This is a genomic window from Streptomyces sp. NEAU-174 (assembly GCF_052665095.1).
Window position 1 is genome coordinate 495,129 of sequence record NZ_JBQTCE010000002.1, and the last position, 13,377, is coordinate 508,505.

The 13,377-nt window shown below is 73.2% G+C and carries 9 protein-coding genes and 1 pseudogene; 6 read left to right on the top strand and 4 right to left on the bottom strand.

What is annotated here, in order from left to right:
* Positions 1 to 409 precede the first annotated feature (409 nt).
* Positions 410 to 991 carry an Rv1733c family protein gene (locus tag ACT2CW_RS06925; protein ID WP_445515918.1) on the bottom strand — a complete coding sequence of 194 codons (582 nt, stop codon included), beginning with the start codon at positions 989 to 991 and terminating at the stop codon, positions 410 to 412.
* 147 nt (positions 992 to 1,138) lie between these two features.
* Between ACT2CW_RS06925 and ACT2CW_RS06930 the strand changes: the two genes are divergently transcribed.
* Together ACT2CW_RS06930 and ACT2CW_RS06935 are read left to right on the top strand one after the other, a co-directional pair.
* Positions 1,139 to 1,834 (top strand): response regulator, encoded by a 696-nt coding sequence (locus tag ACT2CW_RS06930; protein WP_445515919.1) that lies wholly within the window; start codon positions 1,139 to 1,141, stop codon positions 1,832 to 1,834.
* 56 nt (positions 1,835 to 1,890) lie between these two features.
* Positions 1,891 to 2,895, top strand: coding sequence for an Acg family FMN-binding oxidoreductase (locus ACT2CW_RS06935; RefSeq protein WP_445515920.1), 1,005 nt, complete (start codon positions 1,891 to 1,893; stop codon positions 2,893 to 2,895).
* Between the two features lie 95 nt (positions 2,896 to 2,990).
* Here ACT2CW_RS06935 and ACT2CW_RS06940 read toward each other — a convergent pair whose 3' ends face one another.
* A complete protein-coding gene (locus ACT2CW_RS06940; RefSeq protein ID WP_445515921.1) occupies positions 2,991 to 4,703 on the bottom strand; it encodes a GAF domain-containing protein in 1,713 nt (570 codons plus the stop codon).
* Positions 4,704 to 5,195: 492 nt separating this feature from the next.
* On the opposite strand from ACT2CW_RS06940, the pseudogene ACT2CW_RS06945 reads away from it, so the two are divergent.
* Positions 5,196 to 9,505, top strand: a pseudogene (locus tag ACT2CW_RS06945) (glycoside hydrolase family 2 TIM barrel-domain containing protein).
* Between the two features lie 28 nt (positions 9,506 to 9,533).
* Here the strand turns inward: ACT2CW_RS06945 and ACT2CW_RS06950 are convergent.
* Both ACT2CW_RS06950 and ACT2CW_RS06955 read right to left on the bottom strand, forming a co-directional pair.
* Positions 9,534 to 10,085: an NUDIX domain-containing protein gene (locus ACT2CW_RS06950; RefSeq protein ID WP_445515922.1), complete on the bottom strand. Its 552-nt coding sequence runs from the start codon at positions 10,083 to 10,085 to the stop codon at positions 9,534 to 9,536.
* A 50-nt stretch (positions 10,086 to 10,135) separates the two neighbouring features.
* On the bottom strand, positions 10,136 to 10,906 hold the full coding sequence (locus ACT2CW_RS06955; RefSeq protein WP_445515923.1) for a class I SAM-dependent methyltransferase: 771 nt from the start codon (positions 10,904 to 10,906) through the stop codon (positions 10,136 to 10,138).
* A gap of 143 nt (positions 10,907 to 11,049) precedes the next feature.
* On the opposite strand from ACT2CW_RS06955, the gene ACT2CW_RS06960 reads away from it, so the two are divergent.
* The 3 genes from ACT2CW_RS06960 (at position 11,050) to ACT2CW_RS06970 (ending at position 13,237) form a co-directional block, all read left to right on the top strand.
* Entirely contained in the window at positions 11,050 to 11,598 is a 549-nt protein-coding gene (locus ACT2CW_RS06960; protein ID WP_445515924.1) for a winged helix-turn-helix transcriptional regulator, read from the top strand.
* A 60-nt stretch (positions 11,599 to 11,658) separates the two neighbouring features.
* The gene (locus tag ACT2CW_RS06965; protein ID WP_182469305.1) at positions 11,659 to 12,105 is read left to right on the top strand and encodes a DUF2267 domain-containing protein; all 447 of its coding nucleotides are present in this window, start codon (positions 11,659 to 11,661) and stop codon (positions 12,103 to 12,105) included.
* Between the two features lie 421 nt (positions 12,106 to 12,526).
* The gene (locus tag ACT2CW_RS06970) at positions 12,527 to 13,237 is read left to right on the top strand and encodes a peptide deformylase (RefSeq protein ID WP_445515925.1); all 711 of its coding nucleotides are present in this window, start codon (positions 12,527 to 12,529) and stop codon (positions 13,235 to 13,237) included.
* The last annotated feature ends 140 nt before the right edge of the window (positions 13,238 to 13,377 follow it).

Below are 13,377 nucleotides of genomic sequence, written 5' to 3' on the forward strand. Positions count from 1 at the left end.
GCGCCGCGGACGATCGACGACAGGTCAGGGCACTTCCGGCGGAGCGCTTAGCGGGCCACGCGGCCAGGGCCCGGGCCCGGGCCCTGGGCGGCGGGCCCGCTCGATCAACCGCGCACGGGCATCGATCGGTTGTTGAGTGCGGGTTTCGTTTCGCGCCTTCGGCGCCATTGAGCAGCGGGGCAGGGGGCGGGGAGCGCGGGCCTCGCCGCCGACCGCCGGGCCGGTGGGGGCAGGGGCGGTGGCGGCTTCCGTGCTCGGTGGCCGGAGCCCCTCCGGACTGCGGGTCGGCGGGGGTACGGACCCCCTTCCGAAAAATGCTTGATCTGACGCAACTATCCCATCAAGCGATGTCCAGGGGCCCGCCGGGCCCGCCGCGTCGGGTCCTGGGCGTCCGGGCACGGCCACCGCGTCAGCGGATGTGGCGGCTCCAGCGGGGGCCGACCTCGGCCCAGGCGCGGCCCCACTCCTGGGTGCGGGCGCGGTCCAGGCGCCAGCGCGCCACGCCGCGTCCGGCCAGCGACACCGCGCCCACGCCCGCCGCCGCGGAGGTCCCGGCGAGCACCGCGCGGGTGGCGATCTGCTCGGGGGTGGGCGGCCGCTGGGCCAGGCGGCCCCGGCTGTCGGTCCAGATCTGGGTGGCGGAGCCCGCCTTGCTCCCCTCGTGGACCCGTGCCGTACCGGTGTGGACGGTGCCGTCCGGGCCGGTCCACCGGACGATCGCGCGCACCAGGCCGGTGGTGGAGCCGTCGGCGGCGGGCTGTGCGACGGGGGCGTCCTCCTTCAGCACCGCGGGCACCCGGTGCCGGTCCGCCCGCTCCTGCCGCAGTGACGCGTCCACGGCGGTGCCCGCGGCCACCCCGGCCGCCGGGCCGCCGACCGCCATCACCAGGCCGGTCACGAGCACGACCCACGCCTCGATCACGTCCGAGCGGCGTCTGAGCGGATTGCGCCGCCACCGCCACAACCGCCGCCCCCGCACTTGCGTGCCCATGTCGTGACCGTCGCACGCGCGGGGCGGGCGGGACGAGGGCCGGGCAGCCCCCTTGGGGGCCCGTTCGGCCCTGGTACCGCGCTGACCTGCTGCGCCACGATTCCCACCGGGGGCCGGGCGGACGGCGGACGAACGGTGCGAGAGCCCATGACGGAGACCGAAGCGACACGAGCGACGCCCATCAGGGTGTTCGTCCTCGACGACCATGAGGTCGTCCGGCGCGGACTGCACGATCTGCTGGACGCCGAACCGGACATCGAGGTGGTCGGCGACGCCGGGACCGTGGACCACGCGATGGCCCGGGGTCCGGCGCTGCGGCCCGACGTGGCCATCCTGGACGTCCGGCTGCCGGACGGGGACGGCATCACGGTCTGCCGTGAGCTGCGCTCCCGTATGCCGGGTCTGGCCTGTCTGATGCTGACCTCGTTCGACGACGACGATGCCCTGCTGGACGCGATCATGGCCGGGGCGGCGGGCTATGTACTCAAGCAGATCAAGGGGTCGGACCTGGTCTCGGCGGTGCGCACCGTGGCGTCCGGCCAGTCGATGCTGGACCCGGCCACCACCGCCCGGCTGATGAGCACCCTGCGGGGCGACACCGCCCCGCAGGAGCCCCGGGACGAGGTGCTGGCCGGGCTGTCCCCGCGCGAGCGGGAGATCCTGGTGCTGATCGGCGACGGGCTCACCAACCGGCAGATCGGCAAGCGGCTCTTCCTGTCCGAGAAGACGGTCAAGAACCACATCTCCCGGCTGCTGGCCAAGCTGGGCGTGGAGCGCCGCATCCAGGCGGCCGTGCTGGCGACCCACTCGGCCCCGCGCCCCGACGACGGCCATCCGCGATGACCACCCTGACGGACGGCGCACCACCACTGACGGCCCACCGGCGAGGAGAGGACCCCATGCAGCCCGCAATGCTCGACGCGGCGATCCTGGAGAAGCTCATCTCCGCGGCCGTGGCCGCTCCCTCGATCCACAACACCCAGCCCTGGCGCTACCGGCTGAACCCCGACACCGTCACGCTGGAGGTCCGGGCCGCCCCCGAGCGGGCGCTGCGGTACGCCGATCCGATGGGCCGGGCGCTGAGCGTCTCCGCCGGGGCCGCCGTGTTCAATCTGCGGGTCGCCGTGGCCCACTTCGGCTGGGATCCGGTGGTCCGGCTGCTGCCGTACCGGTCGCAGCCGGATCTGCTGGCCACGGTGCGCCTGGCCGCGTCACCCACCGACGGTGCCGGGCGGCGTGACGGCGGGCACGACGACCTGTACGACGTGATCTGGCGGCGGCACAGCAGCCGCTCGCCCTACTCCGCGCGCCGGCTGCCCGCACGGGTGCTGTGCGACCTGACGGAGGCCGCGCGCGCGAACGGGGCCACGCTGTGGCTGGCGGACCCCGAGGAGACCGCATGGCTGCTGCGGCTGACCGCCGAGGCGGAGCGGCGCCTCTCCGGGGACCCACGCCGGCTCGCCGAGAGCCGTACCTGGATCCGCGACACCGGGCCGTACGGAATTCCCCCGGCCGCCCTCGGACCACGGGACGCCACCGGACGGCTGCCGCTGCGCGACTTCCTCGGGCCGCGGCCCGACGGCCGCTGGGGCGACGACCGGCCCGCCGCCGCCCCGTTCGAGTCCCATCCGACCATCGCCGTGCTGACCACGGACCAGGACCGGCGCACCGACTGGCTGCGGGCCGGGCAGGCGCTGGAACACGTCCTGCTGCTGGCGACCTCGCACGCGGTCCGGGCGTCCCTGCTGCACCAGGCGCTGGAGTGGTCCGATCTGCGGTGGTCGCTGGGCGACGCCCACCCGGCCCCCGGCCATGTGCAGATGCTGATCCGGCTGGGTTACGGACCGGTGGGCCCGGCCACCCCGCGCAACGACGCGGCCGAGGCCCTGGACGGCGGCCGCTGAACGCGGCACAGGCCATCACCTACACAGCGGCGCCACGGTCGGCGCTTGTCGCCGCGCCACGGGCCACCGCCGACCGTCGCGCAAAAGGCCACCGCCTACCGCTCCGGCAGCGGTACCGACCACACCAGGCGGGTGCCGCCGCCCGGGGGCTCGGCGAGTTCCAGCTCACCGCCGAGCTTCTCGGCGCGCTCGGCCATGTTCCGCAGTCCGCTGCGACGGCCGCCCTCGGGGATGCCCACCCCGTCGTCCGTGACCGTGAGGGTCAGCCGTCCGGACGCCACGATCAGCGAGATCTCTGCGGCGCCGGCCTCCGCGTGCCGGGCGATGTTCGACAGCGCCTCGGCCAGCACGGCGACCATGTCGTCCGCGACCGAGCGCGGCACATCGGTGTCGACCAGGCCCTCGGTGCGCAGCGAGGGGGTGAAGCCGAGCGCGGGCACGGCCTCCTCGATGGTCTTGGCGGTACGGACCCGCAGCCCCTGGACCGCGGGGCCCGCCTCGTGCGAGCGCAGCCCGAAGATCGTCGAGCGGATGATCTTGATGGTGTCGTCCAGGTCGTCCACCACCCGCAGCAGCCGCTCCGAGCCCTCCGGGTGCTGGACGAACCGCAGCGTGGACTGGAGCGTCATCCCGGCGGCGAAGAGCCGCTGGATGGCCAGGTCGTGCAGATCGCGGGCGATCCGGTCGCGGTCCTCGAGCAGGGCGAGCTGCTCGGCGTCGCGCCGCCGCTCGGCCAGTTTCATCGCGATCGCCGCCTGGCCCGCGAAACCCAGCAGGGTGTCGGTCTCGATCTGGGTGAAGACGGGGCTGTCCACCACCCGGGCCAGCGCGAGCACCCCGCCCACCCCGTCCCGCGTCCGCATCGGCACCGCGACGGCCGGGCCGAGCCCCTCCCAGCGCTGCGGACCGACCGTGATCCGCGGGTCGTTCTGGACGTCGGTGCTGGTGACCGGCTCGGAGGCGGTGAAGGCCGCACCGCCGAAGGTGCCCCGGCGGGGCAGCACCAGACCACGGTGGGCCTCGGCGTCGGTGCCCGCCGCCAGCGCGACCTGGAGCTCGTCGGTACCGGCCATCGGCAGCATCAGCACACCGAGGTCGGCGGAGAGGATCCGGCGGGCGTGCTCGACGATCAGCTCCAGGACCCTGGTCTCGTCCACTCCGGACAGCAGGCTGCGGGTGACCTCGGCGTTCGCCTCCAGCCAGCGCTGGCGGTGCTGGGCCTCCTCGTACAGCCGGGCGTTCTCGATGGCCACCCCGGCGGCCACGGCGAGGGTCGACAGCACCGTCTCGTCCTGGCCGTCGAACTCCTTACCGCCGCGCTTCTCGGTGAGGTAGAGGTTGCCGAAGACCTCGTCGCGCACCCGGATGGGGACTCCGAGGAAGGAGTGCATCGGCGGGTGGTTCGGCGGAAAGCCGTAGGAGGCCGGGTGCTCCGAGAGCTCGGCCAGCCGCAGCGGCTGGGGGTGGCGGATCAGCTCGCCGAGCAGCCCGTGGCCCGACGGCAGCCGCCCGATCGCCTCGGCCCGCTCCTTGCCGACGCCCACCGGCAGGAACTCGGCCAGCCGCTCGTCCTCGCCGATCACGCCCAGCGCCCCGTATTCGGCGTCCACCAGCACCACCGCGGCCTCGACGATCCTCCGCAGCACATGCGACAGATCCAGCTCCCGGCCGACCGAGAGCACCGCTTCCAGCAGGCTGTGCACCCGGTCCTGGGTGCCACGCACCCCGTCGATGCGCACCTGGAGCTCTTCCAGCAGCTCGTCCAGGCGCAGCCGGGGCAGGTACTCCGTACTCCTCGTGCTCTCCATACCCACGGTGCCTCCGTCGGCCCCACCGTGCTCGGCACGGCATTCCGCACGGCCCTCACTCCTTTCACGGTAGCCGCGCCGGGCCGACGGTGAGTGCTGCGGGACATCTTGGCGCGAGGGGGTGCGTTGGCTAATGTGCGGGCCTGTTCGTTCTGGAGCGTTTCCACACCCCACAGAAGGGTGGACCACCAGATGCCCCGACGCCCCCGACGTCGCCTCCCTCTCCCCCGTTTCCCCGCGCTCTCCCGGTTTCCCCGGCTCGCCGCCGTCGCCCTGGCCCTCGCGCTCGCCGTCCCCGCCGCCCCGGCGGCGGCGGACACCCCCGAACCTCCCTCGGATGTCTACAAGCTGCTGGAGGACCCCGAGGTCACCGCGGTCGGCCAGGAGCCCGCCCACGCCCGGCTGACCCCGTACGCCGACGCCGCCGAGGCCCTCGAAGGCGGCGCCAAAACCCGCTGGACCGCCTCGCTCGACGGCACCTGGAAGCTCCATATGTCCGACCGCCCCGAGGAGGTGCCGAAGGACTTCTTCACCGAGGGCTACGACACCTCCGGGAGCGGCTGGCGCAGCGTGAGCGTGCCGCACACCTGGCAGACGGACGGCCTGGACCATCCGGTGTTCCGGAACATCCCCACCGAGATGTATCCCGACGACCCCCCGAAGGTCCCGCACGACGTCAATCCGACCGGTGCCTACGTCAAGACCTTCGAGCTGCCGAAGAGCTGGGAGGAGCGGCGGACCGTCCTCCGCTTCGAGGGCGTCACCAGCGGCTATCTGGTGTGGGTGAACGGCTCCTACGCGGGCTATGACCAGGGCGGTTACACCCCCGCCGAGTTCGACATCAGCGACCGGCTGCACCCGGGCCGCAACACCATCGCGGTGCAGGTCCACCGCTGGGGTTCGGGGTCGCATATGGAGGACTACGACCAGTGGCGGTTCTCGGGCATCTTCCGCTCGGTCGGGCTGTACTCCACCCCGGCCGCATATCTGCGGGACATCACCGTCAAGACCGATCTGGACGCCCGGTACCGCGACGCCCGGCTGACCGCCGAGGTCGATGTGGCCGCCAAGGGCCCGGAGCGCGCCTCGGACGACCGCGAGGCACTCGGCGACCGCAAGGTACTCGGCACCCTCTACGACGAGCGCGGACGCAAGGTGACAACGATGTCGGGAACGGTGGGCGGCGGCGGTGGCTCCACCACCCTCACCGCCGATGTGGCCGACCCGGCCAAGTGGACCGATGAGACGCCCCACCTCTACACCCTCGTCGTCCGGCTCACCGGCGCCGACGGCTCGGTCAGCCACACCACCGCCCAGCCCGTGGGGTTCCGCGAGATAGAGATCAAGGACAGACAGCTCCTCGTCAACGGGAAACGCATCCTCGTCAAGGGCGTCAACCGCTCCGAGACCGACCCCGACACCGGCCGCCACGCCACCCGTGAGCGCACCGCCTCCGACGTCTCGCTGATGAAGCAGCTCAACATCAACTCCGTGCGCACCTCGCACTACCCCTCGGATCCGTACCTCTACGAGCTGGCCGACGCGCGCGGTCTGTGGATCGACGACGAGGTGGACATCGAGACCCATCACCACGACGCCTGCCCGGACGACTGCCTGGCCGAACGGCCCGAGTGGCAGGCGGCGTTCATGGACCGCCTCACCGCGATGTACGAACGGGACAAGAACCATCCCAGCGTGCTGATGTGGGACACCGGCAACGAGGCCGGACTGGGCAAGGCCCACTACGCGATGGCCGACTTCCTCGACCGCGAGGACCCGGCCCGGCCGGTCTACCACCAGCCCAACGTCCCGGACGGCGACGCCCCGTTCGCCGATGTCTGGGGCCCGCGCTACCCCTCCCCCTCGGGCCTGGAGGAGAAGGCGAAGGCCACCACCAAGCCGATCATCATGGGTGAGTACGCCCACGCCATGGGCAACTCGCTCGGCAACTTCCGGGAGTTCTGGGATGTGGTGCGGAAGTATCCCCAGGTCCAGGGCGGCTACATCTGGGACTGGGCGGAGCAGAACATCACCCAGCCGCTGCTCACCACCCCCGACACCTCCGGCAACGACATCCTGTCGTACGTCTCCGGAAAGCCCGCCCTGGTGGCGGGACACCGGGGCAAGGCGCTGGAGCTGTCCGGTCTCGACGACTTCGTGGAGGTCTACCGCGATCCGAAGCTGGACGCGGTGTCGGACGCGCTCACCCTGGACGCCTGGGTGAAACCCGCCGACTGGACCGGCTCCTTCACCATGATCGCCAAGGGCGACCACAGCTATGCGCTCAAGATGCGCGACAAGGACACCCTGGAGTTCTCTGTCTACGGCGACGGGGACTGGCACACCGTCGCGGCCGATGTCCCCGCCGGCTGGTACGGCTCCTGGCATCGCGTCTCCGCCACCTTCGACGGCCGGACGCTCCGGCTGCTCATCGACGGGAAGCAGACCGCGTCGGCCGACTGGACCGGCTCGGTCGGCTACTCCGCGCAGCCGGTGAACATCGGCCGCAACCCGGAGACCGACCAGGAGAACATCCGCACCCGGATGGCACACGGCACCGTCGACCAGGTCCGCGTCTACCACAAGGCGCTGAGCCCCGATCAGCTCGCCGCCGACCCCAGCGCGGACGCGGTGCTCGCGCTCGACTTCGACCGGCTCGACCGCAAGGGGGACTTCCTGTCCTACGGCGCCGGGACCGGCGGGGTCGACGGGGTGGTCTCCTCCGACCGCACCGTCCAGCCGGAGGCCCGCACCATGGCGGCCGTCCACGCCCCGATCCGGATCTCGGGCGAGGAGGCCCGCGCGGGCCGGGTCGAGGTGCGCAACGAGCGGTCCTTCACCGGCACCGGCGACCTCCGGCTGCGCTGGCGCGTCACCGAGGGCGCCCGCACCCTGGCCCGGGGCAGCCGGAGCCTCGACCTCGCCGCCGGTGAGCGGAGCACCCTCCAGCTGCCCAAGCCGACCGCCAACCCTAGGGACGCCGACCGGCAGCTGACCGTGGAGGCGGTGCAGGCGGCGGACACGGCCTGGGCGAAGGCCGGACACCGGGTGGCGGTCGAGCAGTTCGACATCGGCGGCCACCAGCTCGCGGGCACGACGCCCGCGCGGCCGCCGGGGAAGGTGCGGGCCACCACCTCCGGCGACCGCCTCACCGTCACCGGGGACGGCTTCCGTTACGGCTTCGACCGGGCCAGTGGCGAGCTCGTCTCCATGAAGTCCGGCGGCCGGGAACTCCTCGGCTCCGGCCCCGAGCTGGACGCCTGGCGCGCCCCGGTCAGCAATGAGATCGGCTCCGAGGAGGGGCCCTGGCGCGAGGCGGGCCTGGACCGGCTGCGCACGAAGCCGGGCAAGGTCACGGTGGACGAGCGGAACGGCGAGGTCGTCGTCACCGTGCCCTCCTCGGCCGCCGCGCCCGGCGTCAAGGACTCCTCGTTCGCCCAGACCCTGCGGTACACCGTCAGCGGCACCGGGGAGCTGCGCCTCGACCACCGGGTGGAGGCCCGGGGCGCGGCGCGCAAGGTGCCGTACCTCCCCCGTATCGGCTCTCGCTGCGCATACCCGACCGCTACGACCGGTTCAGCTGGTACGGGCGCGGGCCGCAGGAGAACTACAACGACCGTGCGGACGGCGCCCCCGTGGGGGTCTACTCCACCGACGTGGACGAGCAGTTCGCCGGATACACCAAGCCACAGGACTACGGGAACCACGAGGACGTCCGCTGGGCCTCGCTGTCCGACGGCAGCGGCGGACTCCTGGTGTCCGGGGACTTCTCGGCCGGGGTGACCCCCTACACCGGGATCGACCGCGCCGCCTACCCGTTCGCCCTCCGCCAGGACCCGGGAGGCAACACCCTGCACCTGGACCACGCGGTGAGCGGGGTGAGCGAGACGTTCCACACCGTGCTGCCCGAGTACCAGGTGCGGCCCGCCAAGGAGTACGCCTACACCCTGCGGCTGCGCCCGCTGACCGGCGCCGAGGCCCGCACCGGCACCCCGCGCGGCCCGGTGGTCTGCGCCCCCGGGGCGAAGCTCACCGCCGCCGACACCACGGTGCCGGCGGGCGGCTCCACTTCGGCCGAGCTGACCGTCACCAACCCCTGTGACACCCCGCTGCGGGATGTCTCGGCCGCCTTCGGCCTGGCCGAGGGGTGGACCGCCGAGCCCGGCACCCTCGACCTCGGCGACCTCGCGGCGGGCCGGACCGCGACCGTACGGACCACGATCAGCCGTGGTGAGGGCAGCCCGGACGGTCCGCGGCCCGCCGTGGCCGATGTCCGCGCGACCTCGGCCGGTGGCGCGCGGGTGAGCGGCTCGGCGTCGGCCGAGCTCGACGGCACACCACCCCCGCCGCGTGGCGAGGCGGCGGTGTCCGCGCTCGACTTCATCACCGCGGACAACGGCTGGGGCCCGGTCGAACGCGACCGCAGCAACGGCGAGTCCGCGCCGGGCGACGGCAAGACCCTCACCATCGACGGCACGGCCTACGAGCGCGGCCTCGGCACTCACGCCGACTCCACGGTCGAGGTCTTCCTGGGCGGCAACTGCTCGACGTTCACCGCGAAGACTGGTCTGGACGACGAGGTGGGGTCCGACGGCAGCGTCGTCTTCGAGGTCTACGCCGACGGCGAGCGGGTGTACCGGGGTGAGACGGTGCGCGGCCCGGACGCGGCCGTACCGGTGGAGGCCCGGGTCGAGGGCGCGCGGCGGCTACGGCTGCGGGTCACCGACGGCGGCGACGGCAACGCGCATGACCACGCGGACTGGGGAGCGGCCACGGTGCACTGCGGAGGTGGCTCCGCATGACCTGACGGCTGGTGGGCGCGGGTCCCGGTCATGCGCCGCCGGGGCCCGCGCCCTCCGCGCCTTCCGTACCCTCCGCGTCCCCCGCATCCCCCGCGCTCTCCGCACCCTCCGCGCTCCGGAGCAGCTCCTCCAGCCGGTCCAGGAAGGCCCGCTGCTTCGTCACCATCTTCCGGCGGGCCTCGTCCAGGCCGAACCAGGCGACCCGGTCGATCTCGGGGAACTCCCGCATCCGGCCGGAGCCCTTCGGCCACTCCATGGCGAACGTCCCGGGGGTGATGCCCGCCGGGTCGAGATCGCCCTCCAGCGCCCAGGCGGTGACCAGCTTGCCCCCGGTCTGGGTCACCGAGCCCAGCGGAACCGGCTCCCCGCCGGGCGGGGGCACACCGAGCTCCTCCTGGAACTCCCGGCGCGCGGCGGCCTCCGGGGTCTCATCCTCGTCGTACTCCCCCTTGGGCACCGTCCAGGCGCCCGCGTCCTTGGTGGCCCAGAACGGGCCTCCCATATGGGCGAGCAGAACCTCAACGGCAGGGCCCGGACCACCCCGGTACAGCAGGAGTCCGGCGCTGCGCTTACGCGTCACGGTGCCCAGTGTGCGCCCACGCGGCCGGGGCGGGGCGCCGGGCGCACCGTTCAGCCCTTGCGGGCGTAGCCGAGGTAGGTGACCAGCGGCCGGGCGTCCGGCGCGAGCACGAAGTCGACGATCGGCGGGATCTGCTCATCGGTGATCCGCCCCCGGCGGCGCGCCATGGTGGCCTTGACCAGGCTGCGCGGGTCCTTGGGCTTGAAGTCGCAGATGTCCTCGTTGCGCAGCCCCTGCCGCTCCAGGGCGGCGGTCAGCTCGGCGGGGGTGCGCAGCCGGGCCGCCGTGTAGCGGCCGGCGGGCATGATCCGGGTCATCGGGAAGCGCTGGAAGGCGCCGAGGTAGATCAGCCGGGAGAGGAAGGTGCGGTTGACAGTGTCGTAGATCAGCACCCCGCCGGGCCGCAGCACCCGGGCGGCCTCGGCCAGCACCCGGTCGAGATCCGGGGTGATCTCGAAGGTGTCCGCGTAGTAGGCGAGGTCGAACGCGCCGTCGGCGAGGCCGAGTCGCTCGGCGGGCGCGGTGCGGTAGTCGATCCCGGGGTGCTCGCGCTCGCCCGCCTCGCGCGCCATCTCGGTCGCGGTGGCGGAGGGGTCGACGGCGACGACGTCGAAGCCGAGACCGGCCAGCCCGCGGGACAGCAGCCCGCGGCCGCTGCCCACGACCACGGCGCGGCTTCCGGACGCGGAGAGGTCCACGCTCTTGAGCGTGGTGCGGACGTACTCCAGACGGCTGTCCTGGAAGGTGACGGCCCTGATCTGACGGCCGTCGACGGCCTCGGGCGACCGTGAGTCCAGTTCGATGTGCGGGGCGGCGGCCATCGTCTTCTCCCTCACGGGGTGCGCGGATTCGCGGATTCACCGGTGCCTGGGGCGGCCCTGGCGGCCCGGGGGGGGCGCGCCGGGTTCCCCGAGGAAACCTAACACCCTTAAGTTCCCTCGGGGAACTCGGGTAGGGTCGTGTCATGACCCGTACGCCGCTCGCCGATGTGGCCTGTTCGATTGCCCGCGCCACCGATCTGTTCGGCGACGCCTGGACGGCGCTGATCATGCGGGATGTGCTCACCGGGGTCACCCGCTTCGACGATCTCGCCCATGACCTGGGCATATCGCGTAAGGTCCTGGCCGCCCGGCTGTCCCGGCTGGTCGAGGAGGGGGTACTGGTCCGGGAGCGATACCAGGAGCGGCCGCCGCGTGAGCACTATCGCGCCACTCCCAAGGGCGAGGAGCTCTATCCGGTGCTGCTGGCGCTGATGGAGTGGGGCGACCGCTGGTACGCGGGCCCCGCCGGGCCCCCGGCCCGGATCCGCCATCTCGGCTGCGGGCGGGACACCACGCCGGTGACCACGTGCGCGCACTGCGGGGAGCCCCTGACGGTCGGCAACACCACCCAGCTCCCGGGCCCCGGCGGGCACACCGGGCCCGGCACCCGGGTGCTGGGCCCGCTGCTCACCGCGCGGGAGGACCGGCGGGAGAACGCCCCGGAGCCCGGCGGGCGCCCGGCGGCGGTTTGAGCGAAGGGCACGGGGCACTCGGCACAGCAGCCGGGCACCCGACCACGAGGAGCGCCGACCATGCGCTACGAAGAAATGACGGGCCTGGTCCAGGCCCGGGCCCAGCTCCCCGACCGGCAGTCCGCCGAGCGGGCGGTACGGGCGACGCTCGAAACGCTCGCCGAACGCATCCCGGACGGGCTGGCGAACCATATGGCGGCCCAGCTGCCCCAGGAGGCGGCGGAGCCACTGCGGCGCGTCGCCGCCTCCCACGAGGGCTCGCCCGAGGAGCGGGCGTACCGGCGGGACCACGGCGAGCGATTCGACCTCACCGGTTTCGCGGGCCGGATCGCCTGGCGCACCGAGCACACCGAGGAGGAGGCCCTGCGCGAGGCTGCCGCCTTCTTCGAGGTGCTGGACTCGGCCGTGGACCCGGAGCTGATGGAGAAGCTGTACGGCGTGCTCCCGAACGACATCCGGGAACTGCTGCCGGAGTCCCGGGCCGAGCAGAACGCGCGGAGCGAGTAGGGCTGCTCATGGCACGCCTACGGGGTGGGCGACGGGTCTTTCCCCACCCCGCCCCTTCCCGATACCAGGGGCTCCGCCCCTGCACCCCGGATCAAGGGGCGAAGCCCCGCCACGCGGCGGAGCCGCATATCGACGCCACACAAAGGGGCGAAGCCCCGGCCGGGGGGCCGGGGAAAGCTGCCGCCCCGCGTGCAAAACGGGGGAGCACCGCGGGGCGGCAGCGGCCGAGCCGGGAGACTCGGCCGAGCCGCGGGGGCGTGGGATGTTCCCCGGCGGCTCCTCAGGTGCTACGGACCCCATCGGTGCCCTGTTCACCTTTGTCCGATGGTGAGCACCCGAAGCACCCGCACCCAAGGGCGCCAGAACCCCAACCCCCGCCCCCGAATTGCCGTGGCGTGATCGTCTTGCCAGGCTGTCCCCCATGCCGACCACCACCCTCTCCGAGCTCGTCGACGAACTGCTCTCCGGGACCCGCCCGCTGCCGATCCTCTCCGCGGGCATCCCCGTGCTGCGGCAACCGGCCCTGCCGTACGAGGGCCAGCTGGCCGCGGACCAGCTGGACCAGTTGCTGACGGCGATGCGGGAGGCCATGCACTCCGCGCCCGGAGTGGGGCTCGCGGCCCCGCAGATCGGTGTGCCGCTGCGGCTGGCGGTGATCGAGGACCCGGCGGAGGTGACGGCCGAGGTACGCGAGGCGCGCGGCCGGGTGCCGCAGCCGTACCGGGTGCTGGTCAACCCCCGCTACGAACCGGTCGGCGACGGCCGGGCGGCGTTCTTCGAGGGGTGCCTGAGCATCCCCGGCTGGCAGGCCGTGGTCGGCCGCCCGGACCGGATCCGGCTGCGCGGGCAGGACGAGACGGGGCGGGAGCTGGACGAGGAGTTCACCGGCTGGCCCGCGCGGATCGTCCAGCACGAGACCGACCACCTCGACGGCGTCCTCTATCTGGATCTGGCCGAAACCCGCTCCCTGTCCTCGGCCGAGGCGGTAAGCGACTACTGGTCCCAACCCACCCCCGCCACCGCGGCCCATTCGCTGGGGTTCCCGCTCCCGGGCGCCACCGATGCCACCGGCGCCGCCGCTGTCACCGACGCCGCCGATGACAGCGGCGGCACCGGCGCTACCGCTCCGTAACCGGGGCCGACCTGCGGCATGTTTTCGTCATCGACTGGCAGTCGCCGAATCACCGCACGGACACTGTGACGTACGTCGCCACGGCAAGACTGGTGGACGCCCCGGTACGCGCCGCCTCCGCGTACCGCACGGCGAGTGAG

What these genes read in the sequence shown, in the direction of transcription:
- ACT2CW_RS06930 (WP_445515919.1), top strand. Translation starts at nt 1,139, where the DNA reads ATGACGGAGACCGAAGCGACACGAGCGACGCCCATCAGGGTGTTCGTC.
- ACT2CW_RS06935 (WP_445515920.1), top strand. Translation starts at nt 1,891, where the DNA reads ATGCAGCCCGCAATGCTCGACGCGGCGATCCTGGAGAAGCTCATCTCC.
- ACT2CW_RS06965 (WP_182469305.1), top strand. Translation starts at nt 11,659, where the DNA reads ATGCGCTACGAAGAAATGACGGGCCTGGTCCAGGCCCGGGCCCAGCTC.
- ACT2CW_RS06940 (WP_445515921.1), bottom strand. Translation starts at nt 4,703, where the DNA reads ATGGAGAGCACGAGGAGTACGGAGTACCTGCCCCGGCTGCGCCTGGAC.
- ACT2CW_RS06925 (WP_445515918.1), bottom strand. Translation starts at nt 991, where the DNA reads ATGGGCACGCAAGTGCGGGGGCGGCGGTTGTGGCGGTGGCGGCGCAAT.
- ACT2CW_RS06960 (WP_445515924.1), top strand. Translation starts at nt 11,050, where the DNA reads ATGACCCGTACGCCGCTCGCCGATGTGGCCTGTTCGATTGCCCGCGCC.
- ACT2CW_RS06955 (WP_445515923.1), bottom strand. Translation starts at nt 10,906, where the DNA reads ATGGCCGCCGCCCCGCACATCGAACTGGACTCACGGTCGCCCGAGGCC.
- ACT2CW_RS06970 (WP_445515925.1), top strand. Translation starts at nt 12,527, where the DNA reads ATGCCGACCACCACCCTCTCCGAGCTCGTCGACGAACTGCTCTCCGGG.